This window comes from Caulobacter hibisci, assembly GCF_016135805.1.
In the GTDB taxonomy this organism is placed as follows: domain Bacteria; phylum Pseudomonadota; class Alphaproteobacteria; order Caulobacterales; family Caulobacteraceae; genus Caulobacter; species Caulobacter hibisci.
On the sequence record NZ_JADWOX010000015.1, the window covers coordinates 105,011 to 127,846 of the forward strand.

Sequence of the window (22,836 nt, forward strand, 5' to 3'; positions counted from 1 at the left end):
ACAGTTGTTCTAATCGTTGAGGCGACTGTAGACGCGCGCTAATCGAGAACACCAGTCGCTTTGAACAGGAGACCGTCCATGGAACTCGTCATCGGCACCAAGAAGTGGTCGACCTGGTCGCTGCGGCCCTGGCTGGCGCTCAAGAAGATCGGCGTCCCGTTCAAGGAGACCCTGATCCCGCTGCGCGAGGCCGAGGTCACCGACGCCGAGATCGCCAAGCACTCGCCCAGCAAGCTGATCCCGGTGCTCAAGGACGGCGACCTGACGGTGTGGGACTCGCTGGCGATCTGCGAATACCTGGCCGAGAAGTTCCCCGAGGCGGGGCTGTGGCCGGCCGATCCGGAACTGCGCGCCCTGGCCCGCGCGGCGGCGGCCGAGATGCACTCGGGCTTCTCGTCGCTGCGCGGCGAATGCCCGATGGACATCGGCCTGATCAAGAAGGCCGACCTGTCGGAAGCCACCCAGAAGGACGTGCGCAAGATCGTCGAGCGCTGGAACCAGCTCCTGAAGCGCTCGGGCGGGCCGTTCCTGCTGGGCGAATGGTCGATCGCCGACGCCTTCTACACCCCGGTCGCCACCCGCTTCCGCACCTATGGCGTCCATCTGTCCGACTACGGCGACGCCGGGGCGGCGGGGACCTATTGCGAGCGCCTGCTGGAGACGCCCGAGTTCCTGGCCTGGGAAGCCGAGGTCTAGGAACCGGCCGGCGGAGCGGGGGCGTCGCCCCTATCCCCGTCGCTCTTGTCCTCCTGACCCCGGGCGGCGCCGATCATGGCCCGCCAGGCGGTGAACACGCCACCCAGGGCCGCGAGCAGGGCGCCGATCGCCTTCAGCCAGGTCGGCGCCTGGACGATCACGTCCCAGATGTACTGCAGGGCGTTGACCCGTATCGCGACGGTCTTGCTGCGCGTGGTCGTGGCCAGGGCCAGTTCCTTGTCGTCCGAGGTGGTGAACACGACCGCCGTCTTCATGGTCAGGCTCTGGGAGCCGCCGGAGGTCGGCGTCACGGCCCATTCCCAGGTCGTCAGGCCGCGCGACGACACGGTCTGGACGCGCTCGGACAGCGGCTCGATCTTGAAGCCCGTCCCGGTGAGGTCGGCGGCCATCCGCCGGCCCATGACCGGGTGATAGTCGATCACCGTCCCTTCGTTCTCCCTGACCACGTCGCTGGGGGTCTCGGGCGGCGGGGGAGGGGGCGGTGGTGATGGCGCGGGCTGCGGCGTCTCGGGCGCGCCCTCGGGCGGGGGCGCGACGCTGTTGTCGACGGCCGAGGCGTTGGTCGTCGTTTCCGAGGGCTGGGATGGCGGCGGATCGGTCTTCTCGCCAATGGCCAGCTGGATCTTCACCGTCCGCCCGCGCAGCATGGTCAGGGGGACGTTGAAGGCCCCGACGCCAGCCTTGACCTTGGATTCCACCAGGCCGGCGTTGTCGCAATCCTCGCGCGACAGCTTCTGGCCGACCAGTTCGCAGAAGATCAGGTTTTCGGCCGCGACCGGCACGGTCTCGCCGGGGGCGACGGACGCCTCGCCCGTGCGCTGACAGGCGCCGAGCGCCAGGACCGCCGTGAACACCAGGCCTCGTAGCGCGCGCATGCTCGCCCTCGCGACAAGCCGCCAGACTAGCATGGCCGCGCTCGTCGTGCACGGAGCGGTTGTTTCTAGCCGGGGAACATCGCGAAGTAGGGCGCGGCCTCTTCCAGGGCTCGCGCATAGGACGGGCGGGCCTTCAGCCGCTCCAGATAGGCCGCGGCGTTCGGGCGGTCCGGCAGGAAGGGCATGACCTTGTCGGTGTAGAACAGGGCCGGGGCTGCGGCGCAATCGGCCAGGCTGAAGGCTTCGCCCGCCGCCCAGGTGCGGGTCGCCATGTCGCGCTCGACGAGGTCGAGCGCGGTGGAGAGGGCGGCCTTGGCCTCGGCCAGGCCGTGCGGGTCCTTGGCGTCGCCTGGCCGGATGCGGTCGTTGACGATCTTCTGCATCGGGACCTGGACGTGCAGGTCGAAGAACCGGTCCCTGGCCCGCACCTCCAGCGCGGCCGCAGGATCCTCGGGGATCAGGCGGACGGCGGCCGGATGGTGAAGCTGCAGATACTCGATCAGGATCGAGCTTTCGGGCACGACCTGGCCGCGGGCGGTGTCTTCCAGCACCGGCATCTTGGCCACGGGCCACAGCGCCCGGAACGCCGCGGCCGAGTCCGGGTCGCCGAAGTTGACCATCCGCTGCTCGAAGGGCAGGTCCAGCTCGTACAGGGCCACCAGCGCCTTGTGGCAGAACGACGACAGCGGGTGGGCATGCAGGATCAGCGCCATGCGGTGGTTTCCCTCGTTGGCGATATCGGCGTGGATCTAGAGGACGACCGCCGTGCCGGAGACCGAAACCATCATCATCTGGCCGTTGGGGCCGACGGTGTTGTAGTCGAGATCGACCGCCAGGATGGCGTTGGCGCCGACCTTCTCGGCTTCCTTGATCAGGCCCTTGAGGGCGTCGTCGCGGGCCCGTTCCAGCACCCGCTCGTAGGAACTGGACCGCCCGCCGATGAAGTCGCGGATCGAGGCCAGCAGGTCGAGCACCACGTTGGCGCCGAGGATCGCCTGGGAATAGACCGCGCCCTTGTAGTCCTGGACCGGACGGCCCTCGATGAACGGGGTGGTCGAGATCAGCATCGGCGGCGGTCCTTCGATCGATGGCGCATAGTTAAGCATAAATGGCGAGCGCCGCGAGGGGCTCCACGATCGCGTGCGCCTCGACACGCGAAGTTTCGCCTATGGCGGGAAACCGGCTTCCGGGAAGCCTGGCCTTGAGGCAGATTGCCCGCCGCTGACGCTGGGGGGCTGGCCGTTGTTCTTCGCCAAATCGCATCTCGACCTGCACAACATCCGCGGCAGCGTCGAACGCACCGTCAAGCTGTCGGACAATATCGTCGGCGTCGGGCCGATCGGCATCGGCCTGGACGGCATTCTCGCCTGGTTCGGCGGGGCGGGGTCGCTCTACTCGCTGGGCGCGGGCGGGGTGCTGCTGTTCGACGGCGTCCGCGCGCGGGCCGCGCCGATGGTGCTGATCCAGATGACCGCCGTGCTGCTGATCGACGCCCTGCTGCCGCTGGGGCCGCCGGGCCTGGGGGCCGTGGCCGACACCCTGTTCACCGGCCAGAAGTGGGCCGGCGGCATGCTGATCCGGCACATGGACGACACCATCTATTTCGAAGGCTCGCGCAAGGAGGCCCAGGCCACGGCCGAGTATCGCGACCTGCTGGAGCGGATCCGCTCGGGCAAGGAAAAGCGCCGGGTGGTGTTCCTGGGCTGACAACCAAGCTTGCGTCGAGGCGTTGAGACGACATGACCGACGAAGCCGCCTTTCAGGCCGAAGTGATCGACGAAGGCCCCGCCGCCCACCGCCGCCGGGCGCACAAGGCCTGGCGCAACGCCGAGACCATCAAGCGCCTGTCGGACCGGCTGATCGGCATCGGTCCCATCGGCATCGGCCTCGACGGCGTGCTGGCCTGGGTGCCGGGTGCGAACACGGCCTACACCCTAGGCGCGGCGGGCCTGCTGGCCTATCACGCCGTGCAGGCCAAGGCCTCGGCGGCGACCCTGGCGCGGATGGCGGCCTATATTCTGTTTGATAGTTCCACCAGCGCGGTGCCGGGTCTGGGCTGGGCGATCGACACCCTGTTCCCCGGCCACCTGATGGCGGCCAAGGCGCTGCAGAAGGACATCGAAGCCCGCCACGGCCTGCCCGACGACGTCGATCCCAAGCGGCGCAAGAAGGTGAAGCCCAAGGTCGGCAAGCGCTGAGCGGTCAGTCGTCGAGCGGCAGATCCGCGACGTTGATTTCGAGCTGCGGAAAAGCCTTCGGGGCGATCGATCCCCGCGCCCCGACCTCCTGCACCGCGCGATAGCCGCCCGCCGAGGGCTCGCGATGCACGACGATCCGTCGGGCGGGAACGTCGATGACCCAATATTCGCCGATGCCGCTTTGCGCGTAGAGCTCGGCCTTGCGGCCCAGGTCGAAGGCCTGGCTGGACACCGACACTTCGATCGCCAGCACGATGTCGACGCCGCGCACGTCGCGATCATGCAGACGGCTCGGGAAGATCGCCAGGTCCGGCTCGGGCGCGGTCAGGTCGTCGAGGCGGACCGGGGCGTCCGAATTGACCTCCCATTCGCCCTCGGTGAGGCGGCGGGTGAAGAACTGGGTCAGCCACCGACGGCAGCGAACGTGGGGCACGCTTTCAGGCGACACCGCGATCAGTTCCCCCTCGATCAGCTCCACATGCGCGTCTTCAGGCAGAATGCCGGCCTCCGCCATTCGCAGCACGTCGTCGTACGTGAAGCGATAGGGCGTGACGGTCTCGGCAGGGCGGCCCGGAGCGTTCATGGGCTGGACGATAACACGGGCGTCGCGGCGCGTAACGGCGTGCGGCTCAGCGGATCGGCGGCAGGTCGGCGAGGCACAGGCTGAGTTGCGGCAGGACCAGCGACGTTACCGTGTCGCGCGCCGAATACCGCACGACGTCGCGATAGACGCCGCCGCTCAGGGTGCGGTGCACGACGACCTCGGCGCTATTGACGTCCACCACCCAGTAGTCGCGGACGCCATGCTCGGCATAGAATTCCGCTTTCACCGACAGGTCCTTGGCGACGGTGCTCTGGGCGATCTCGACGACGAGGCCGACGTTGCGGCCATCGACGGCGTTCAGCGGGAGGTTGGCGTCATAGGCGTAGAGGTCGGGATCCGGCGCGTAGGTCGGCGACAGCCGCAGCGTCGAGTCGACGATCACCTGGATCGCCTGTCCGGCCTGGGTGATCAGCGCCTTGGCGATCTGCATTTTCGCGCGGGTGTGCTCCGCGCCTTCCGAAGCCATCTCGACCAGCCCCCCGTCGATCAGCTCCACCCTGGCGTCGGCGTCGAGGATGCCGGCGTCCTGCATGCGCAGGACGTCTTCCAGCGTGAACCGGTGCGGTTCGGAGGTCTCGAGCGCGCGGGCCAGGGCGTTCATGGGCTGGACGATAGCACGGGCTTTGCGGTGCGTAACGGCGTGCGTTTAGAGCACCAGGCGGCTCTTCGGGGGCTTGGTGGCTGGCTTGACCAGGCCTTGCAGGCCATAGGCGATCCACCAGACGCCAAGGCCGGTCAGCAGGCCGACGCCGGTGCACAGCGGCCAGGCGATCGGCAGCTTGAAGAAGAGTCCGTCACGGAACGAGAACCCTGCCACGCCCGCGCCGGCGGCGAGGCCGACCAGGGCGGCCGCCCACGGATAGTGGCGCTCGATCTGGTCGAGTATGGCCCAGGCCGTCAGTCCCACGGCCAGGTAGGGCCAGCCGAGCAGCAGGCCGAACACGAGCGCGCCCAGAATGACGTTGGCGGCCTCTGAGTTGTTGTGCGAGCCGCCGGGGGCGAACTGGTCATACACCATGCCCAGGGTGATCGATGGCGCGAGGTAGCTGAACAAGGCTCCCGCGATCACCCTCGCTGAGGTCGTCTGCTCGCTGGCCCGTCGCATGTCCGTCTCCCGCCGTTTCGGTCGGGACATGAGAGGGGGCCGGGATGCAGTCGGCGCGGCGCCGGCGGTGGAGAAACGGTGCAGGCCGGCTACGCCGCCTCGCCCTGGGTGTAGCCGAGCTGCTTGTTCAGCTTTTCCAGCAGCTCGATCACCGCCTCGGCGATCACCGTGCCGGGCGGGAAGATCGCCGCCGCGCCGGCGTCGCGCAGGGCCTGGAAGTCCTGCGGCGGGATTACGCCGCCGACCACCATCATGATGTCGGCGCGGCCCTGCTTGCCAAGTTCGGCCTTCAGTTCCGGCGTCAGGGTCAGGTGGCCGGCGGCCAGGGACGAGGCCCCGACGATGTGGACGTCGTTCTCGACCGCCTGCTTGGCGGCCTCGGCGGGGGTCTGGAACAGCGGGCCGATGTCGACGTCGAAGCCGAGGTCGGCGAAGGCTGTGGCGATCACCTTCTGGCCGCGGTCGTGGCCGTCCTGGCCCATCTTGGCGACCAGGATGCGCGGGCGGCGGCCGTCGGCCTGGGCGAAGGCCTCGACCATGGCCTTGGCGCGGGCGGCGGCGGGATCGGCGCCGGCCTCCTTCATGTAGACGCCCTGGATCGACTTGATCTCGGCCCGATGGCGGCCGAACACCCGCTCGAGCGCGTCGCTGATCTCGCCCACGGTGGCCTTGGCGCGGGCCGCGTCGACGGCCAGGGCCAGCAGGTTGCCGGTTCCGCGCGCGCCGTCCTCCAGCGCCTTCAGCGCCGCTTGCGTCGCCGCCGGATCGCGCTCGGCCTTCAGCCGGGCCAGCTTTTCGAGCTGCTGGTTGCGCACGGAGGTGTTGTCGACCTTCAGCATCGGAATGTCGTCGGCGACCTCGGGCTTGTAGCGATTGACGCCGACCACGCTCTGGCGATTGGAGTCGATGCGGGCCTGGGTCTTGGCGGCGGCTTCCTCGATGCGCAGCTTGGGGATGCCCTGCTCGATGGCCTTGGCCATGCCGCCGGCCGCCTCGACCTCTTCGATGTGGGCCAGGGCCTTGACCGCCAGGTCGTGGGTCAGGCGCTCGACGTACCAGCTGCCGCCCCACGGATCGGCGACACGGGTCGTGCCGCTCTCCATCTGCAGGAACAGCTGGGTGTTGCGGGCGATGCGGGCCGAGAAGTCGGTCGGCAGGGCCAGGGCCTCGTCCAGGGCGTTGGTGTGCAGGCTCTGGGTCTGGCCGTTGACGGCGGCCATGGCCTCCACGCAGGTGCGCGGTACGTTGTTGAACACGTCCTGCGCCGCCAGCGACCAGCCGCTGGTCTGGCTATGGGTGCGCAGGGACAGCGAGCGGTCGTCCTTCGGCGCGAACTCGCGCTTCATCAGCCGGGCCCACAGCAGGCGGGCCGCGCGCATCTTGGCCACCTCCATGAAGTAGTTCATGCCGATGGCCCAGAAGAACGACAGGCGCGGGGCGAAAACGTCGATGTCCATGCCGGCCGCGACGCCGGCCCGGGCGTATTCGACGCCGTCGGCCAGGGTGTAGGCCAGCTCCAGGTCGGCCGAGGCCCCGGCCTCCTGCATGTGATAGCCGCTGATCGAGATCGAGTTGAACTTGGGCATGTTCGCCGAGGTGAAGGCGAAGATGTCCGAGATGATCCGCATCGAGGGCGCGGGCGGATAGATGTAGGTGTTCCGCACCATGAACTCTTTGAGGATGTCGTTCTGGATCGTGCCCGACAGCTTGTCGGGCGTGACGCCCTGCTCCTCGGCGGCGACGATGTAGAGCGCCAGGATCGGCAGCACCGCGCCGTTCATGGTCATCGACACGCTCATCTTGTCGAGCGGGATGCCGGAAAACAGCGTGCGCATGTCCAGGATCGAGTCGATGGCGACGCCGGCCATGCCGACATCGCCCTTCACCCGCTCGTGGTCGCTGTCGTAGCCGCGGTGGGTGGCCAGGTCGAAGGCCACCGACAGGCCCATCTGACCGGCCGCCAGGTTGCGGCGGTAGAAGGCGTTGCTGTCCTCGGCCGTGGAGAAGCCGGCGTACTGGCGGATCGTCCACGGGTTGGTGACGTACATGGTCGGGTAGGGGCCGCGCACGAAGGGCGCGACGCCGGGGCGGCCGTCGGTGAAGTCCAGGCCCGCCGCATCGTCGGCGGTGAAGGCGGCGGCGACGTCCACGCCCTCGGGCGTGCTCCAGACCGGGCCGGCCTCAGGGGCGGCGGCGGATTCGGGCGCTTCGAACACGACATCGGCGAAGTTGGGGAACTTGCTCATGGCTCAGGCTCCCTCGAAGGCGGCGGCGAAGCGGATGGGCGTCAGGGCCGGGCAGCGGCTGTCGGGGCCAGGCAGGCGCGGATCAGGGCCATCGGTGGGGACGGCGGGCGGCGTCTCGATCTCCGGCGTCTTGTCGTCGGCGTTGGGGAAGACGGTGACGCCCAGGATCTTGCGGCTCTTGTCGGCGAAGGATGCTTCCTGGCCTTCACGGGTATCGGCGACGATGTCGGCGATCAGGCCGCTTTCCAGCGCCTTGATGATTCCGCCGTCGGCCTCGATGGCCTGGAAACCGCCCCAGGCGGCGCGGGCCAGCTGGTCGGTCAGGGTGTCGAGATACCAGGCCCCGCCGGCCGGATCGGCGACGCGGCCGAGATGGCTCTCCTCCATCAGCACCAGCTGGGTGTTGCGGGCCTGGCGGCGGGCGAAGGCGGTCGGCAGGCCGATGGCGTCGGTGAAGTTGCCCAGCACCACGGTGTCGGCGCCGCCCACGGCTCCGGCGAAGCCGGCGGCGGTCAGGCGCAGCAGGTTGGTCCAGGCGTCGGCCTTGGCCAGCATCCGACCCGACGAACGGGCCTCGATCCGGGCCGGAACCGTGACGCCGCAGGCCTTGGTCAACTGGTCCCAGAGGGCGCGGACGGCGCGCACCTTGGCCACGCCGGTGAAGTATTCGCCGTCCAGGCTGACGCCCAGCACGATGCGCGACCAGGCCTCGTCCATCGACAGGCCCGCGCGGACCCCGGCCTTGGCGTAGGCCACGGCGGCGGCGGCCATCACCGCCAGCTCCTCGGCGTTGGAGCCGCCGGCCTCGTGCACGGCGCGGCCCGTGGCCAGGAACAGGCTGGCCGTCGCATAGGTCTCGGCCAGGCGCGCGCCGACCGTGGCGGCCGAGAAGATGTGGCTCTCGATCGGGCCGGGGCTGACGCCGGCCTGCATCCAGGCGGTCAGCGGATCCATGTGGAAGGCCATCGGCGCATTGGGCGCGGCCTTGGCCAGGGCGCCCAGCCAGTCGGCGGCCTTGGGACCCAGGAAGCCGGCGTCCAGCGCCACCGTGGCCAGGTCGATCAGCACCCCGTCCAGCACCCGGGCCAGGTCCTCGCGCGAGCCGACGGCGACGCCGTTGCCGCCCTGCGGGTCCAGCGCCACCAGCACCGAGGCCGCGCCATTCTCCAGATCCTTCAGGATCTCGCCGTTGGCGTGCTTGGGATCGGGGTGGGCGACGCGGGTGCGCAGGTCCCACGGACGATCGGTGTCGCGCGGGCGCAGGTCGCGGGCCACGGTGACGGCGTCTTCGGCGGTGTAGAGCGGCCGGATGGTGATCCCGTCCGGCGTGGCGCGCGTCAGGGTCTCGTCGAAATCGGCCCCTTTCAGGGTCTTCTCGACCAGTTTCAACCACTTGGCCTGGGCCAGGGCTTCGTCGGGCGGACCGAAGTCGGCGGCCAAAAGAGCGGGGGCCTCGCTCACGACGGGTTTCTCCTGCGGTGCGGCATTTTTCGGCTTTGTCGTCCAGTTGCGCGCCTGCCGTGACGGAGGTCAAGCGCTTGCAAGGGGCATGAACGAGCGTTTAAGCTAACGCTGTTAACATGCGCGGCGCGTGACGTCGCGGAACGAGGAGACCCCCGTCCCATGGCTCTGCCGCCCATTCTGCGCGATCGTCTGCGCCTGCCGGTGATCGCCTCGCCGCTGTTCATCATCAGCAATCCAGACCTCGTCATCGCCGAGTGCAAGGCCGGCATCGTCGGCTCGTTCCCGTCGCTGAACGCCCGCCCGCTGTCGCAGCTGGACGAGTGGCTGGCCCGCATCACCGAAGAGCTGGCCGCCTGGGACAAGGCCAATCCGGACCTGCCGTCGGCCCCGTTCGCGGTCAACCAGATCGTCCACAAGACCAACAACCGGCTCGAGCAGGACATCGAGCTATGCGTGAAATACAAGGTGCCGGTGATCATCACCTCGCTGGGCGCGCGCGAGGACCTGAACCAGGCGATCCATTCGTACGGCGGCATCACCCTGCACGACGTGATCAACGACCGGCATGCCCACAAGGCGATCGAGAAGGGGGCCGACGGCCTGATTCCCGTCGCCGCCGGCGCCGGCGGCCACGCCGGGGCGCTGTCGCCCTTCGCCCTGGTGCAGGAGATCCGCGCCTGGTTCGACGGACCGGTGGCCCTGTCGGGCGCCATCGCCAGCGGCCGCTCGATCCTGGCCGCCCAGGCCGTCGGCGCGGACCTGGCCTATGTCGGCTCGGCCTTCATCGCCACCGAGGAGGCCAATGCGCCCGAGGCCTACAAGCGGACGATCACCGAGGCCAACGCCAGCGACATCGTCTATTCGAACCTCTTCACCGGCGTGCACGGCAACTATCTGCGCCAGTCGATCGTGGCGGCGGGCCTGGATCCCGAAAACCTGCCGGAAAGCGATCCGTCGAAGATGAGCTTCGGCTCGGGGGGCAATACCGACGCCAAGGCCTGGCGCGACATCTGGGGATCGGGCCAGGGCATCGGCGTGATCAAGGAAGTGCTTCCCGTCGCCGAACGCATCGCCAAGCTGGCGGAGGAATATGAGGACGCGAAGGCCGAGCTGGCGGCCAAGACCGCGCTGACGGCCGGCAATCGCCTGGCCTTCGCCGCCGAGTAGGACGGGGATCCAGCCGGGGATGAAGACGGCTTCATCCCCGGCGACTCCGGCCGGGCGATCCTAGGCGGGTTCGAAACCCGCCAGGAGCGCCTCATGTCCGACGCCGCCACGCCCCGTCTTTCGCTGCCCTATGTGGCCGCGGGGCAAGCCCAGAAGCACGTCACCGTCAACGAGGGCCTCGCCCGCCTGGACGGCCTCGTCCAGCCCTGCGTCGTCAGCCGCACGGTGACGGCCCAGCCCGGTTCGCCCGCCGATGGCGCTATGTGGATCCGTCCGGCCACCGCCACCGGCGCCGACTGGTCGCCTGTTTCCTCCGGCAGGCTGATGCGCTTCGAGGCCGGGGCCTGGGAGGCCATCGCGCCCGCCGCCGGCTTCACCGCCTGGATCGCCGACGAGGGCCAGATGGCGGTGTTCACCGGCTCGGCCTGGGTCGCGCTGTCCTCCACCTTCGCCAGCCTGACCGCCGCCCGCTCGCCGTTCGGGGCCGAGGTCCGCGTCGAGATCCGCGAGGTCGAGGCGACCCTCAGCGGCGCCTCGGTGACCACGGCCGCCGTCATCCCCGCCCGCTCGATCGTGCTCGGCGTCGCCACCCGCACCAGCGCGGCGGTCACCGGCGTCACCGCCTACAGCTGCGGCGTCGCCGGCGAGACCGGCAAGTTCGGCTCGTCGCTGGGCGTGGGGTTGAACGCCAGCAACATCGGCGTCGTGGGGCCGACGGCCTTCTATGTCGACACCCCGGTGGTGATCACCGCGGCCGGCGGCAGCTTCGTTTCCGGCAAGGTGCGGGTGGCGATCCAGCTCCTGCGGTTCGAGGCGCCGGTGGCGGTGTAGGGCACGCTCCTTACTTCCCGTCATTCCCGCCCTTGTGGCGGGAACCTCTGGTTCCGCTTGCACGTGAGGCGCAAGCGACGCGCTCAGCGCGTCGCCTCATCCGCCCTTGCGGCTGACAGAGGGTTTCCCGCCACAAGGGCGGGAATGACGGGAGTGGGAAGAGGGTTTGGGAAGTCGCCAGCCGATCACTGCGACACTTGCGAATGGCTCTCTGCTTGATCCACGCGGCCAGCCCGGCTACACGCCCCTCACCCTTTGGGGAGTAGCCGCCCGCGCCTATCAGCGGGGCCCGTCGTCAACATACTTGGTCTTTCGAGACCATGGCGCGGGTGAAGGAAGCACCGACAGCTTCCTTGGCGAGACCAACGGCGTCGTTTCCCGTCCGGGCTGGGCGGGGAAACGGTCGCTGTCGTCTTGTCTGCGCTCGGCCCCCGCAACGGTATCTGATCTCATGGAATCCCTGCTCGTCTCGACCCTGGTCGTCGCCGTGGCCGAAATCGGCGACAAGACCCAGCTGCTGGCCATCATCCTGGCCACGCGCTTCAAGAAGCCGATCCCGATCATCCTCGGCATCCTGGTCGCCACCCTGCTGAACCACGCTCTGGCGGCCCTGGCCGGCTCGCTGGTCGCCCAATACCTGCAAGGCGCCTGGTTCCAGTGGCTGATCGCCCTCTCGTTCATCGCCATGGCGGCGTGGGCGCTGATCCCCGACAAGGCCGACGACGAGGATGGCGGGGCCGTGGGCCGCTACGGCGTGTTCCTGACCACGGCCGTGGCCTTCTTCCTGGTCGAGATGGGCGACAAGACCCAGATCGCCACCGTCGCCCTGGGCGCCCAGTTCCACAACGTGCCGCTGGTGGCCGCCGGCACCACGCTCGGCATGATGCTGGCCAACGTGCCGGCCGTGTACCTGGGCGAGGCGGCGACCAAGATCGTGCCGCTGAAGTACGTGCGCATCGGCGCGGCGCTGATCTTCCTGGCCCTGGGCCTTTGGGGGATCGCCACCTTGTTGGGCCTCTTCAAGTAATGACGTGAGCAGGGGCGGGGGCTATTCACGGGTCGAACCGATCCGGAGCCCCCGCCCCATGACCCTCGAAGACCCGCGCGCGACCGGCTGGGAATTCTGGATCGATCGCGGCGGCACCTTCACCGACATCGTCGCGCGGCGGCCCGACGGGCGGCTGGTCACCCACAAGCTGCTGTCGGAAAACCCCGAACAATATGAGGACGCCGCCGTCGCCGGGGTCCGCGCTCTGCTGGAGCAGGGCGGCGGCGGGGCGGTCGAGGCAGTGAAGATGGGCACCACGGTGGCCACCAACGCCCTGCTCGAGCGCAAGGGCGAGCCGACGCTTCTGGCGATCACCAAGGGCCACGCCGACGCCCTGCGCATCGGCCAGCAGGCCCGGCCCAAGCTGTTCGACCGCAACATCGTCAAGCCCGAGGCCCTCTATACCCGCGTCGTCGAGATCGACGAGCGCATCGGCGTCGACGGCGAGGTGGTGCGGCCGCTCGACGAGGTCGCCGCCCGAGAGGGTTTGCAGGCCGCCTACGACGCCGGCTTCCGGGCCGTGGCGATCGTGCTGCTGCACGGCTTCCGCTTCACCGGTCACGAGGCGCGCGTGGCCGCCATCGCCCGCGAGATCGGCTTCAGCCAGGTCTCGGCCAGCCACGAGGTCAGTCCGCTGATGAAGCTGGTCGGGCGGGGCGATACGGCGGTGGTTGACGCCTATCTGTCGCCGATCCTGCGCCGCTATGTCGACCAGGTGGCCTCGCGGCTGGGGGCGGAGACGCGGCTGTTCTTCATGCAGTCGAACGGCGGCCTGACCGACGCCCGCGCTTTCCGGGGCAAGGACGCCATCCTGTCCGGTCCAGCCGGCGGCGTCGTGGGCATGGCCAAGACGGCGGCCGAGGCGGGCTTCACCCGCGTCATCGGCTTCGACATGGGCGGCACCTCGACCGACGTCTGCCACTATGCCGGTGAGTACGAGCGGGCCTATGAGACGGTGGTGGCGGGCGTGCGGATGCGCGCGCCGATGATGAACATCCACACCGTGGCGGCCGGCGGCGGCTCGATCTGCTCCTTCGACGGCGCGCGGCTGCGGGTGGGACCGGCCTCGGCCGGGGCCAATCCGGGGCCTGCCTGCTATCGGCGCGGCGGGCCGCTGACGGTGACCGACTGCAACGTCATGCTGGGCAAGCTGCAGCCCGAATTCTTCCCGCACGTCTTCGGTCCCAACGCAGACCAGCCGCTGGACCGCGCGGTGGTCGTTGAGCGCTTCGAGGCCTTGGCCGCTGAGATCGAGACCGCTACCGGCCGCGCCATGAGCCCGGCCGAGATCGCCGAGGGCTTCCTGACGATCGCCGTCGAGAACATGGCCAAGGCCGTGCGGCAAATCTCGATCCAGCGCGGCTACGACGTCACCCGCTATGTCCTGGCCTGTTTCGGCGGGGCGGGGGGGCAGCACGCCTGCCTGGTGGCCGACGCCCTGGGCATGAAGACGGTGATGATCCACCCCTTCGCCGGGGTGCTCAGCGCCTATGGCATGGGCCTGGCCGACCTGCGCCTGCTGCGCGAAACCACGGTCGAGCAGCGCCTCGACGAGGCCGCCGACACCCTGCCGGCCCGCGCCGCCGCCCTGGCGGCCGAGGCCGAGGCCGCCCTGCGCGCTCAGGATGCGCCGCTGGTGACGGTCGAGACCGAGGCCGCTCTTCTGGTGAAGTACGCCGGGACCGACACGCCGCTGCGCGTGCCGCTGACCGATGCGGAAGGGGTGAAAGTCGCCTTCGAGACCCTGCATCAGCGCCGCTTCGGCTTCGTCGCGCCGGCCACGCCGCTGGTGGTCGAGACCCTGAGCGTCGAGGCCATCGGTCATGCCGACGCCGGCGCCGCGCCCGACCTGGGCGCCGGCGAAGGCGGGCTGGGCGGGGTGCTGGCCACCGTGCCCGCCCGCCTGGCCGGGCAGGCCTACGACACGCCGGTGCTCGACCGCGCGGGCCTGGCGATCGGCGCCGAGGTCTCGGGGCCGGCTATCATCCGTGAGGCCACCGGCACCACCGTCGTCGAGCCTGGCTGGCGGGCCTGCGTCGACCCCCACCACAACCTGATCCTCGACCGCGTCGAAGCCCTCGCGCCCCGTCGCGCCGCCGGCACGGAAGCCGATCCGGTGATGCTGGAGGTGTTCAACAACCTCTTCATGGCCGTGGCCGAGGAGATGGGGTTCGCGCTCCAGAACACCGCCTATTCGGTGAACATCAAGGAGCGGCTCGACTTCTCGTGCGCCCTGTTCGACCGCGACGGCAACCTGATCGCCAACGCCCCGCACATGCCGGTGCACCTGGGCTCGATGGGCGACAGCGTGCGGGCCATCCGCGATGGGCGCTCCGATGACGGCCGGGGCATGAAGCCCGGCGACGTCTACATGCTCAACGCCCCCTATGCCGGCGGCACCCACCTGCCGGACGTGACGGTGGTCATGCCGGTATTCGACGCGGCCAAGGACCTGCTGTTCTACGTCGCCGCGCGCGGTCACCAGGGCGACATCGGCGGCATCACCCCGGGCTCGATGCCGCCGGGCAGCCGGACGGTCGAGGAGGAGGGGGTGCTGATCGAGAACTTCCTGCTGGTCGAGGGCGGCCGGTTCCTGGAGGCCGAGACCCGCGCCCTGCTGGCCAGCGGCAAGTGGCCGGCCCGCAATCCCGACCAGAACATCGGCGACCTCAAGGCCCAGGTCGCCGCCTGCGCGCGCGGGGCCGAGAGCCTGACCGGCCTGGTCGCCGAGTTCGGCCAGGATGTGGTTGAGGCCTACATGGCCCACGTGCAGGACAACGCCGAGGAGGCCGTGCGCCGGGTGCTGGCCAGGCTGTCGGACGGCGCCTTCGCCTACGAGCTCGACGACGGCAGCGTGGTGAAGGTGGCCATCACGGTGGACCAAGTGGCCCGCACGGCCCGCGTCGACTTCACCGGCACCAGCGACCAGGTGCCGACCAACTTCAACGCACCGGCATCGATCTGCCGGGCGGCGGCGCTGTACGTCTTCCGCACCCTGGTGGACGACGAGATCCCGATGAACGACGGCTGCCTGCGGCCGGTCGAGCTGGTCATTCCCGAGGGCTCGATGCTGAAGCCGTGCTATCCGGCGGCGGTGGTGGCCGGCAATGTCGAGACCAGCCAGGTCGTGGTCGACGCCCTCTACGGCGCGCTGGGCGTCATGGCGGCGGCGCAGGGCACGATGAACAACTTCACCTTCGGCGACGCGCGGCGGCAGTACTACGAGACCATCTGCGGCGGGGCCGGCGCTGGGCCGGACTTCGACGGCGCCGACGCCGTCCAGACCCACATGACCAATAGCCGGCTGACCGATCCGGAAGTGCTGGAGACCCGCTATCCGGTGCGGGTCGAGGCCTTCTCGATCCGTCGCGGTTCGGGCGGGGCCGGCGAGCATCGCGGCGGCGACGGCGTGGTGCGCACCATCGGCTTCCGCGAGCCGATGACCGTCACCCTGCTGTCCAACCGCCGCCGCGTGCCGCCGTTCGGCCTGCACGGCGGGGCGAGCGGAGCGTTGGGGCTGGCGCGGATCGAACGGGCCGACGGGAGCGTGCAGGCGCTGGCGGCGACCGACGAAGCGCAGGTTTCGGCCGGCGACCGCGTGGTCATCGAGACGCCCGGCGGCGGGGGCTGGGGGAAGGGCTGAGCCGCAAAACCTCGCCCTTCGACAAGCTCAGGGTGAGGTTTCAATGTTGACGCCGGTGCTTACTGTCGGCGTAGAACCGAGCCTGCCTTGATCCTCATCCTGAGCTTGTCGAAGGACGAGGATCACGCACCACCCACCAGGAGGCCCCATGACCGACATCGCCCGCCGCACCCTGATCGGCGCCGCCGGCCTGGTGGTCGCCACGCCCGGTCTGGCCCTAGCGGCCGCAAAGCCGAAGGTGGCCATCCAGACCAGCGCCGGCCTGATCGTGGTCGAGCTGGAGGACAAGAAGGCCCCGATCACCGCGGCCAACTTCCTGCGCTATATCGACGCCAAGAAGTACGACGGCGGGACCTTCTACCGGGCCTCGCGGACCAAGGGCGTCAAGGGCGCCGGCTCGATCCAGGGCGCGCCGCCGCAGCGGGCGCGACGCTTCGCGCCCATCGCCCATGAGAGCACCACCCAGACCGGCATTCGCCACAAGCCGGGCGTGATCTCGATGGCCCGCAACGCGCCGGGAACGGCCACCTGCGACTTCTTCATCTGCGCCAGCGCCATGCCCTATCTGGACGCCCATCCGGGCGCCAAAGGCGACAACCTCGGCTTCGCCGCCTTCGGAACCGTGGTCGAGGGGCTGCCGATCGTCAGGAAGATCCTAGCCATGCCCACCGGCGGGCTGGCCTACACCGAGGCGATGAAGGACGAGATGCTGAAGGCGCCCGTCCAGATCCTCAGCATGAAGCGGGCCGGCTGAGCCGCATCTGATCGCCTGGCGGATACGTAACTGTCTTCGGGGACGAACCTGGAGACGCCGTTGCGGACGATATCGATCCTCATTCTTGCCCTTGCGGTCTCTACGCCGGTCTGCGCCTTCGAGCTGTCGCCGGAGGCGCGAGCCAGCCTGGCGCGCGGAGAAGCGCACGCCGAAGTCTCGCCCGATCCGGCCGGTGCGACCGGCGGCCAGGTGCGCGGGGTGATCGACATCGCCGCCTCGCCCGACACCGTCTGGGCCGTGCTGACCGACTGCGCCAGCGCCGCGCGGATGATCACCAATCTCGAACGCTGCGCGGTGCTATCGGGCGACCAGAAGCGCGGCTGGGACATCCGCGAGCACATCACCCGCAAGAGCCTGTTCTTTCCCCGCATGCGCATCGTCTTCCGTTCCGACTACGAGGGACGGCGGCGCATCCGCTTCCGGTTGGTCGAGGGCGACCTGAAGGCCGAGGAGGGCGAGTGGCGTCTGCAGCCCCTGGCCGGCGGGGCGGGCACGCGGGTGTTCTACGAGAACCGCCTGGCCGTCGACTGGGTGATCCCCAAGGCCCTGCTGCGCGCGGGCCTGCGCAAGGACACGCCCAAGGCCCTGGCGCGGCTGCGCGAGGCGTGTCTCGAAGCCGGTTAGGGCGGATCGACATCGGCGTTCTGAGACGAAAACCTCGTCCTTCGACAGGCTCAGGATGAGGTTTTTCGGCTGCCCGGCCTGTAAATGGTCCTCATCCTGAGCTTGTCGAAGGACGAGGACCACACACGGAGCTGATTGTCGATTGGCCCTAGGTCTTTCCGTCCAGCTTGGCCTCCAACCGGGCCAGCGTCGCCTTCAGCTCCTCCTGCTCGGCGTGGCTGAACTCGTTGGCGTCCTTGATGCAGCGCGAGCAGATGTTGCCGATCAGCAGGGGCAGGATCAGCAGCAGGGTCACGTGCATCAGCACCACGGCCGTGATGCGCCCGCCCAGGGTGGCCGGATACATGTCGCCATAACCGACCGTCGTGGCGGTGACGCAGGCCCACCAGACGCCGTCGAGATAGGTCTTGCCCTCGAAGAAGGCGTAGGAGCCGGCGGCGGCCAGCAGCATGACCACATAGACGGCCAGCAGTTCTCGGACGGTATCCAAATACTTGAGCATGATGCGCCCCCACGTTGAGGCGCTAGCTCGCCCGAGCCTGGCGGAGGCGTCAACCGCGACGGCGGGCGGCGTCGGCCAGATAGAGCTCCAGCTGGGTGTAGCCCGAGCCGTCCTTGGCCAGGGCGGGGCCGTCGGCGGCGCTCTTCGGGTTCAGGCCGTGGGCCTTTTCCCAGGCGTCGGGGATGCCGTCGCCGTCGGTGTCGGGCGCGGCCTTGCCGGCGGGCAGGGCGGGCCAGCCGCCGACGTCGTTCTGGCTGTTGATCACCGCGCCGGTGCGGTCGCGCACCCCGGCCACGACCCGGGCGTCGACGCTGTCGCGGAACACCGAGGCGCCGGCCTCGGCCAGCACCCGCGCATAGGCCTTGTCGGCCGGTTCGGGCGTCACCGGGGCGACCTCGATCGGCGCGGCCCGGCGATAGCCGGCGGGCTCGGGGATGGTGAAGGTCACCAGGCTCCAAGGATCGGCGGGCACGGCGCCGGCCATGCTGTTGCCGGCGAAGTAGGCGCGGGCCAGGGTGTTGCTTTCCTGGAAGGCCACCGGCTTGCCGCTGCTCGGGCCGGGCACATAGGCGTTGTCGACGAAGTTGTAGGCCGCCAGCGCCGCCTTGTCGGCGTCGTAGCCGGCATAGCCCTTGCCCCAGTTGTAAAAGACGTTGGAGCGGAAATCGAAGAACGCCCCGACGGGGTCCTTGTCGGGTCCGTCGTAGTTGCCGGGGCGGGGCATGCGGGCCATGTGGCTGGCCCAGAGATTGTGGTGGAAGCTGACCTTCGAGCCCTTGCCGCCGCGGATCAGGCTGCCGTAGCCGTGGTCGCCCTTGGCGTGCAGCGAGTGGGCCATGGACTCGGCGATGATCGACCACTGCACCGTCAGGTCGAAGAAGCCCTGGCCCGCCTCGTCGTAGCGGGCCGAGGCCGACAGGGTCTCGTCCACCGACCAGCTGGCCGAGACGTGGTCGAGGATGATCCGCCGGCCGTTGTTGATCCAGATCGCGTCGCTCTCGGTCTTGCTCTCGTCGCCCAGGCGCGAGCGGATGAAGCGGATGACCACGTCGTCGGCCGAGACCACCAGGGTGTGGTCGCGCAGGGTGATGCCGCCGCCCGGGGCGGTCTGGCCGGCGATGGTGATGCAGGGCTGGCTGATCTTCAGGTCCGACTTCAGCTGGATCGTGCCGGCGACCTCGAACACCACGGTGCGCGGGCCCTTGGCCTCGACGGCCGCGCGCAGCGAGCCGGGGCCGGAATCCTCGAGGGTGGTGACCTTGATCACCTGGCCGCCGCGCCCGCCCCGCGACAGCCGGCCCGCGCCCTCGGCCCCGGGAAAGGCGAGGGTTTCGCCCGCCTGGGCGGCGGCGCCGAACAGGACGGCCGCGGCGACGCCGGCGAGAAGGCGCGGAAGCAAGGGGCGGTGGGTCATGTGGCGTGTCTCTCCCCGAAAGCCGGCGAGCGTCGAGCGCGTCATCCTGGCGACGCGAACCTGCCCTCACGGCTGAAAAATGTCCACCGGTGTCATAAAGGGGTGGCGCAAAGCTTATTGTGACGTTTGGTTGATTGATAACGCTGTTTTGGGAGATCGCTGGGCAATCCGTGCTTGAAAATCAGGCTCTTCAGGCGCGAGCTTTTAGGTTCTCCCTCGACAGGCGAAGTTTTCTTCTGAAATGGGCGGTGGAAAGCTGACGTCGGTGTCAACCTTACCGCGTTGTCCGATTCGCGTTCCCGGGGGGGGAGCATTCATGTCCGCCGAAGAGTCCAGCCTCCGCCCGGAGCGCATTCTCGATCTGTCCGAGCGGCTCAGCGTGGTGGCGGGCCAGAAGATCGGCGAGATCTCCACCGTCAACCGCGCGGCCAAGATGCTGGCCATCAACGCCCTGATCGTCGCCGCCCGGGCGGGCGAGGCGGGCCGGGGCTTCGCCATCGTCGCCGAGGAGTTCAAGAAGATCTCCACCCAGATCGACGAGGTGGCCGGGGCCCTGGAAAGCCAGGTGCGCGCCGACCTCGACGAACTGACCGCCATCGGCGGGGCGATCCTGTCGCACCTGCGCGGCCAGCGCCTGGCCGACCTGGCCCTGAACGCCATCGAGATCATCGACCGCAACCTCTATGAGCGCACCTGCGACGTGCGCTGGTGGGCCACCGACAGCGCCGTCGTCGACTGCGCCATGGCCCCGTCGCGCGAGGCGGCCGACTACGCCAGCCAGAGGCTGAAGGTCATTCTCGACGCCTATACCGTCTATCTGGACCTGTGGATCTGCGACGCGGCCGGGCGGGTGATCGCCAGCGGCCGGCCCGACAAGTATCGCGGCGTGCAGGGCGCGTCGGTCGCCAACGCCTCCTGGTTCCAGGAAGCCATGCGCACCAAGACCGGCGATGACTTCGCCGTGGCCGACATCGCCCGCCAGCGTCTGCTCGACGAGGCGCCGGTCGCGACCTACGCCACCGCCATCCGCGAGGGCGGCGAGGCCAAGGGCAAGGTCATCGGCGTGCTCGGCGTGCATTTCGACTGGCGCCCCCAGGCCCAGGCCATCGTCGATGGCGTGCGGATGACCGACGAGGAGAAGGCGCGCTCTCGGGTGCTGCTGCTCGACCAGAACCACCGGATCCTGGCCGCTTCGGACGGCCAGGGCGTGCTGACCGACAGCTTCAAGCTGAACACCTCGCACGGGTCGATGGGCAGCTACGCCGAGGGCGACAAGACTATCGGCTACGCCCTGACCCCGGGCTACGAGACCTACAAGGGCCTGGGCTGGTACGGCTGCCTGGTGCAGCGCCAGGCGGTGGACACGCCGCTGCCGGCTACGGCCGAGCGGGTCGTGGACAACGTGCTGCGGCTGAAGGCTTAGCGCCTTCAGGAATCTCCCCCTATGGGGGAGGTGATCGCGAAGCGATCGGTGGGGGAAGTGGCCGCGAGATTGGCCGCTTTCTCGAAAGCTGAAACCGACCGGCCTCCGGCCGCCTCCCCCACGGGGGGAGGTTCCCGCGTCTTCCGCCGTCCCTAGAAATACACCCCGTCCTTCGGGCACGCCTCTCCCGTGCCGACATGCTCTTCGACCATCCAGTCGCTCTTGCAGGCCTGGACGGTGGCGGCGAGGGCGCGGAGGATTTCGAGGTCGCTCGCCAGGCGCTGGGGCGTGGTCACCAGCTGCAGGCTGACCTCGCTGGCGGTGTCGGCCCGGTATTTGGCCTCGACCGAATAATAGAGGCGGCCCTCGTAGCGCTCGCGGCAGACGGGGTGGTCGGCGCCCATCAGGCGCGCGACGGCGACCTTGTGGCAGGGCGGCGGACGGCGGGGCTCGTCGTCGCCGGCCGTGGGGTCGTAACCGTAATAGACCATGATCGCCGCCACGCCCTTGGTGGCGACGAAGCGGCCGACCGAAGGGTAGCCTGGCGAGGTGCAGAGGCCGCCGTTCAGCAGCAGGTCGGTCCCATGGTCGCTACCGACCCAGTCGTCCGGCAACGGGCAGTAGCCTGCGCCCGGTGGAGAGCGGAAGGTCAGGCCGTGAACGCCGCTGACGAACACCGCCGGCGCCGGCTGGGCTGGCTGAGGCGCCGGCGCGGGCGAGGCACCGGTCAGCAATGCCGCGGCGGCGAGGATGGACAGCATGTGCGGGGACTCCGAGGTCGCCTGAACGCTCCCGCCGTCAATCCACCGCGGCAAGCACCTTTCGGATCGTCTCCACCACGCGATCGATCTGGGCCTCCTCGATGATCAGGGGCGGAGACAGGGCGATGATATCGCCGGTGACGCGGATCAGCAGGCCCTGGTCGAAGGCGGCCTCGAAGGCTTCCATGGCCCGGGCGGTGGCCGCGCCGGGGCGGGGCGACAGCTCGATGCCGGCGATCAGGCCAAAGTCGCGGATGTCGATCACGTGGCGGGCGTCGCGCAGCGAATGGACGGCGGCGCGCCAGTAGGGCTCGATGGCCAGAGCGCGCTCGAACAGGCCCTCGCTCTGGTAGATTTCCAGGGTCGCGAGACCCGCGGCGCAAGCCAGCGGATGGCCTGAATAGGTGTAGCCGTGGAAGAGCTCGATGGGGCTGTCGGCGCCGTCGAGCATGGCCTCGTAGATCGCGGTGCTGGCGGCGACGGCGCCGGCCGGCACGGCGGCGTTGGTCAGGCCCTTGGCCATGCACAGCAGGTCGGGCGTCACCCCGAAGCGGTCGGCGGCGAAAGGCGCGCCGACCCGGCCGAAGCCGGTGATCACCTCGTCGAAGATCAGCAGGATGTCATGCTTGTCGCAGATCGCCCGCAGCTTCTGCAGGTAGCCTTCGGGCGGCACCAGCACGCCGGTCGAGCCCGAGACCGGCTCGACGATGACGGCGGCGATGTTGGAGGCGTCGTGCAGGGCGACGATGCGTTCGAGGTCGTCGGCCAGGTGGGCGCCATGCTGGGGCTGGCCCTGGGCGAAGACGTTCTCGGGCAGGCCGTGGGTGTGGGGCAGGTGGTCTACGCCGGTCAGCAAGGACCCGAAATAGAGCCGGTTCTTGGGAATGCCGCCCACCGAGATGCCGCCGAAGCCGACACCGTGATAGGCGCGCTCGCGGCCGATCAGCCGGGTCTTGGTCCCCTTGCCGCGGGCGCGGTGGTAGGCCAGCGCGATCTTCAGGGCGGTGTCGACCGACTCCGAGCCGCTGTTGGTGAAGAAGATCCGGTCCAGGCCCTTCGGCGTCACCTGGGCCAGGCGCGAGGCGAAGGCAAAGGCCAGTGGATGGCCGAGGTTGAAGCTGGGCGCATAGTCCAGCTCGCCGGCCAGCTTGCGGATCGCCTCGGTGATCTGTTCGCGCCCGTGGCCGGCGTTGACGCACCACAGGCCGGCCGTGGCGTCGAGGATCTCGCGGCCGTCCGGCGTCTGGTAGTGCATGCCCTTGGCGCTGGCGAGCAGGCGTGGATTGGCCTTGAACCGCCGGTTGGGCGTGAACGGCATCCAGTAGGCGTCGAGGTCGTTGGCGCCGAAGTCGGGCATGCGGGAGGTCCTTCGCGAGACCTTGCATTGTGATCGCAATTACGGGCTAGCTGGCAAGCCCTGGAATGCGTCGCGGAGAGGA

At 69.4% G+C, this 22,836-nt stretch carries 22 protein-coding genes and 1 riboswitch; of the genes, 10 read left to right on the plus strand and 12 right to left on the minus strand.

Translation table 11 applies throughout. The annotated features are described in order from the left end of the window. Positions 1 to 78: 78 nt before the first annotated feature. A complete protein-coding gene (locus I4Q42_RS19105) occupies positions 79 to 696 on the plus strand; it encodes a glutathione S-transferase family protein (protein WP_198577675.1) in 618 nt (205 codons plus the stop codon). On the opposite strand, the gene I4Q42_RS19110 is transcribed toward I4Q42_RS19105, so the two are convergent. From I4Q42_RS19110 to I4Q42_RS19120, 3 genes are all read right to left on the minus strand, one after another. Next, a complete protein-coding gene (locus I4Q42_RS19110; RefSeq protein ID WP_198577676.1) occupies positions 693 to 1,592 on the minus strand; it encodes a hypothetical protein in 900 nt (299 codons plus the stop codon). The genes I4Q42_RS19105 and I4Q42_RS19110 overlap by 4 nt on opposite strands. Positions 1,593 to 1,657: 65 nt before the next feature. Beyond that, positions 1,658 to 2,305, minus strand: coding sequence for a glutathione S-transferase family protein (locus I4Q42_RS19115; RefSeq protein ID WP_198577677.1), 648 nt, complete (start codon positions 2,303 to 2,305; stop codon positions 1,658 to 1,660). Between the two features lie 36 nt (positions 2,306 to 2,341). Continuing rightward, positions 2,342 to 2,659, minus strand: a complete 318-nt coding sequence (locus I4Q42_RS19120) for a heavy metal-binding domain-containing protein (RefSeq protein WP_198577678.1) — start codon at positions 2,657 to 2,659, stop codon at positions 2,342 to 2,344. 175 nt (positions 2,660 to 2,834) lie between these two features. On the opposite strand from I4Q42_RS19120, the gene I4Q42_RS19125 reads away from it, so the two are divergent. Together I4Q42_RS19125 and I4Q42_RS19130 are read left to right on the plus strand one after the other, a co-directional pair. Further along, positions 2,835 to 3,299: a DUF4112 domain-containing protein gene (locus I4Q42_RS19125; protein WP_198577679.1), complete on the plus strand. Its 465-nt coding sequence runs from the start codon at positions 2,835 to 2,837 to the stop codon at positions 3,297 to 3,299. Between the two features lie 32 nt (positions 3,300 to 3,331). Continuing rightward, complete coding sequence (locus I4Q42_RS19130; protein ID WP_198577680.1) at positions 3,332 to 3,790, plus strand: DUF4112 domain-containing protein; 459 nt, start codon at positions 3,332 to 3,334, stop codon at positions 3,788 to 3,790. Positions 3,791 to 3,794: 4 nt separating this feature from the next. Here I4Q42_RS19130 and I4Q42_RS19135 read toward each other — a convergent pair whose 3' ends face one another. From I4Q42_RS19135 to I4Q42_RS19155, 5 genes are all read right to left on the minus strand, one after another. Next, positions 3,795 to 4,373, minus strand: coding sequence for a Uma2 family endonuclease (locus I4Q42_RS19135; RefSeq protein WP_198577681.1), 579 nt, complete (start codon positions 4,371 to 4,373; stop codon positions 3,795 to 3,797). Positions 4,374 to 4,419: 46 nt separating this feature from the next. Next, positions 4,420 to 4,995, minus strand: a complete 576-nt coding sequence (locus I4Q42_RS19140) for a Uma2 family endonuclease (protein WP_198577682.1) — start codon at positions 4,993 to 4,995, stop codon at positions 4,420 to 4,422. Positions 4,996 to 5,040: 45 nt separating this feature from the next. Beyond that, positions 5,041 to 5,499 (minus strand): hypothetical protein, encoded by a 459-nt coding sequence (locus tag I4Q42_RS19145; RefSeq protein ID WP_198577683.1) that lies wholly within the window; start codon positions 5,497 to 5,499, stop codon positions 5,041 to 5,043. Between the two features lie 89 nt (positions 5,500 to 5,588). Continuing rightward, positions 5,589 to 7,745: a methylmalonyl-CoA mutase gene (gene scpA / locus I4Q42_RS19150; RefSeq protein ID WP_198577684.1), complete on the minus strand. Its 2,157-nt coding sequence runs from the start codon at positions 7,743 to 7,745 to the stop codon at positions 5,589 to 5,591. 3 nt (positions 7,746 to 7,748) lie between these two features. After that, complete coding sequence (locus I4Q42_RS19155) at positions 7,749 to 9,185, minus strand: methylmalonyl-CoA mutase family protein (RefSeq protein WP_232793295.1); 1,437 nt, start codon at positions 9,183 to 9,185, stop codon at positions 7,749 to 7,751. A gap of 183 nt (positions 9,186 to 9,368) precedes the next feature. Between I4Q42_RS19155 and I4Q42_RS19160 the strand changes: the two genes are divergently transcribed. The 6 genes from I4Q42_RS19160 to I4Q42_RS19185 all read left to right on the plus strand — a co-directional run bounded on the left by I4Q42_RS19160 (position 9,369) and on the right by I4Q42_RS19185 (position 17,297). Beyond that, positions 9,369 to 10,376, plus strand: a complete 1,008-nt coding sequence (locus I4Q42_RS19160) for an NAD(P)H-dependent flavin oxidoreductase (RefSeq protein WP_198577686.1) — start codon at positions 9,369 to 9,371, stop codon at positions 10,374 to 10,376. Between the two features lie 93 nt (positions 10,377 to 10,469). Beyond that, positions 10,470 to 11,207: a DUF2793 domain-containing protein gene (locus I4Q42_RS19165; protein ID WP_198577687.1), complete on the plus strand. Its 738-nt coding sequence runs from the start codon at positions 10,470 to 10,472 to the stop codon at positions 11,205 to 11,207. A 245-nt stretch (positions 11,208 to 11,452) separates the two neighbouring features. Further along, a riboswitch (yybP-ykoY riboswitch) is annotated at positions 11,453 to 11,562 on the plus strand. 96 nt (positions 11,563 to 11,658) lie between these two features. Further along, complete coding sequence (locus I4Q42_RS19170) at positions 11,659 to 12,234, plus strand: TMEM165/GDT1 family protein (RefSeq protein ID WP_198577688.1); 576 nt, start codon at positions 11,659 to 11,661, stop codon at positions 12,232 to 12,234. A 58-nt stretch (positions 12,235 to 12,292) separates the two neighbouring features. Then, positions 12,293 to 15,898: a hydantoinase B/oxoprolinase family protein gene (locus I4Q42_RS19175; protein ID WP_198577689.1), complete on the plus strand. Its 3,606-nt coding sequence runs from the start codon at positions 12,293 to 12,295 to the stop codon at positions 15,896 to 15,898. A 148-nt stretch (positions 15,899 to 16,046) separates the two neighbouring features. Next, entirely contained in the window at positions 16,047 to 16,652 is a 606-nt protein-coding gene (locus I4Q42_RS19180; RefSeq protein WP_198577690.1) for a peptidylprolyl isomerase, read from the plus strand. 60 nt (positions 16,653 to 16,712) lie between these two features. Beyond that, positions 16,713 to 17,297: an SRPBCC family protein gene (locus I4Q42_RS19185; protein WP_232793284.1), complete on the plus strand. Its 585-nt coding sequence runs from the start codon at positions 16,713 to 16,715 to the stop codon at positions 17,295 to 17,297. A gap of 148 nt (positions 17,298 to 17,445) precedes the next feature. Here I4Q42_RS19185 and I4Q42_RS19190 read toward each other — a convergent pair whose 3' ends face one another. Beyond that, on the minus strand, positions 17,446 to 17,799 hold the full coding sequence (locus I4Q42_RS19190; RefSeq protein WP_198577691.1) for a potassium channel family protein: 354 nt from the start codon (positions 17,797 to 17,799) through the stop codon (positions 17,446 to 17,448). A 49-nt stretch (positions 17,800 to 17,848) separates the two neighbouring features. Next, positions 17,849 to 19,213, minus strand: a complete 1,365-nt coding sequence (locus I4Q42_RS19195; RefSeq protein ID WP_232793285.1) for a pectate lyase — start codon at positions 19,211 to 19,213, stop codon at positions 17,849 to 17,851. A gap of 316 nt (positions 19,214 to 19,529) precedes the next feature. On the opposite strand from I4Q42_RS19195, the gene I4Q42_RS19200 reads away from it, so the two are divergent. Continuing rightward, positions 19,530 to 20,636: a methyl-accepting chemotaxis protein gene (locus I4Q42_RS19200; protein ID WP_198577692.1), complete on the plus strand. Its 1,107-nt coding sequence runs from the start codon at positions 19,530 to 19,532 to the stop codon at positions 20,634 to 20,636. 152 nt (positions 20,637 to 20,788) lie between these two features. Here I4Q42_RS19200 and I4Q42_RS19205 read toward each other — a convergent pair whose 3' ends face one another. Next, on the minus strand, positions 20,789 to 21,397 hold the full coding sequence (locus I4Q42_RS19205) for a hypothetical protein (RefSeq protein WP_198577693.1): 609 nt from the start codon (positions 21,395 to 21,397) through the stop codon (positions 20,789 to 20,791). A 37-nt stretch (positions 21,398 to 21,434) separates the two neighbouring features. After that, entirely contained in the window at positions 21,435 to 22,754 is a 1,320-nt protein-coding gene (locus I4Q42_RS19210) for an aspartate aminotransferase family protein (protein WP_198577694.1), read from the minus strand. Between the last annotated feature and the right edge of the window lie 82 nt (positions 22,755 to 22,836).

What these genes read in the sequence shown, in the direction of transcription:
- I4Q42_RS19140 (WP_198577682.1), bottom strand. Translation starts at nt 4,995, where the DNA reads ATGAACGCCCTGGCCCGCGCGCTCGAGACCTCCGAACCGCACCGGTTC.
- I4Q42_RS19145 (WP_198577683.1), bottom strand. Translation starts at nt 5,499, where the DNA reads ATGCGACGGGCCAGCGAGCAGACGACCTCAGCGAGGGTGATCGCGGGA.
- I4Q42_RS19200 (WP_198577692.1), top strand. Translation starts at nt 19,530, where the DNA reads ATGTCCGCCGAAGAGTCCAGCCTCCGCCCGGAGCGCATTCTCGATCTG.
- I4Q42_RS19160 (WP_198577686.1), top strand. Translation starts at nt 9,369, where the DNA reads ATGGCTCTGCCGCCCATTCTGCGCGATCGTCTGCGCCTGCCGGTGATC.
- I4Q42_RS19165 (WP_198577687.1), top strand. Translation starts at nt 10,470, where the DNA reads ATGTCCGACGCCGCCACGCCCCGTCTTTCGCTGCCCTATGTGGCCGCG.
- I4Q42_RS19210 (WP_198577694.1), bottom strand. Translation starts at nt 22,754, where the DNA reads ATGCCCGACTTCGGCGCCAACGACCTCGACGCCTACTGGATGCCGTTC.
- I4Q42_RS19170 (WP_198577688.1), top strand. Translation starts at nt 11,659, where the DNA reads ATGGAATCCCTGCTCGTCTCGACCCTGGTCGTCGCCGTGGCCGAAATC.
- I4Q42_RS19135 (WP_198577681.1), bottom strand. Translation starts at nt 4,373, where the DNA reads ATGAACGCTCCGGGCCGCCCTGCCGAGACCGTCACGCCCTATCGCTTC.
- I4Q42_RS19190 (WP_198577691.1), bottom strand. Translation starts at nt 17,799, where the DNA reads ATGCTCAAGTATTTGGATACCGTCCGAGAACTGCTGGCCGTCTATGTG.
- I4Q42_RS19205 (WP_198577693.1), bottom strand. Translation starts at nt 21,397, where the DNA reads ATGCTGTCCATCCTCGCCGCCGCGGCATTGCTGACCGGTGCCTCGCCC.
- I4Q42_RS19175 (WP_198577689.1), top strand. Translation starts at nt 12,293, where the DNA reads ATGACCCTCGAAGACCCGCGCGCGACCGGCTGGGAATTCTGGATCGAT.
- I4Q42_RS19105 (WP_198577675.1), top strand. Translation starts at nt 79, where the DNA reads ATGGAACTCGTCATCGGCACCAAGAAGTGGTCGACCTGGTCGCTGCGG.
- I4Q42_RS19130 (WP_198577680.1), top strand. Translation starts at nt 3,332, where the DNA reads ATGACCGACGAAGCCGCCTTTCAGGCCGAAGTGATCGACGAAGGCCCC.
- I4Q42_RS19110 (WP_198577676.1), bottom strand. Translation starts at nt 1,592, where the DNA reads ATGCGCGCGCTACGAGGCCTGGTGTTCACGGCGGTCCTGGCGCTCGGC.
- I4Q42_RS19115 (WP_198577677.1), bottom strand. Translation starts at nt 2,305, where the DNA reads ATGGCGCTGATCCTGCATGCCCACCCGCTGTCGTCGTTCTGCCACAAG.
- I4Q42_RS19180 (WP_198577690.1), top strand. Translation starts at nt 16,047, where the DNA reads ATGACCGACATCGCCCGCCGCACCCTGATCGGCGCCGCCGGCCTGGTG.
- I4Q42_RS19195 (WP_232793285.1), bottom strand. Translation starts at nt 19,213, where the DNA reads ATGACCCACCGCCCCTTGCTTCCGCGCCTTCTCGCCGGCGTCGCCGCG.
- I4Q42_RS19120 (WP_198577678.1), bottom strand. Translation starts at nt 2,659, where the DNA reads ATGCTGATCTCGACCACCCCGTTCATCGAGGGCCGTCCGGTCCAGGAC.
- scpA (WP_198577684.1), bottom strand. Translation starts at nt 7,745, where the DNA reads ATGAGCAAGTTCCCCAACTTCGCCGATGTCGTGTTCGAAGCGCCCGAA.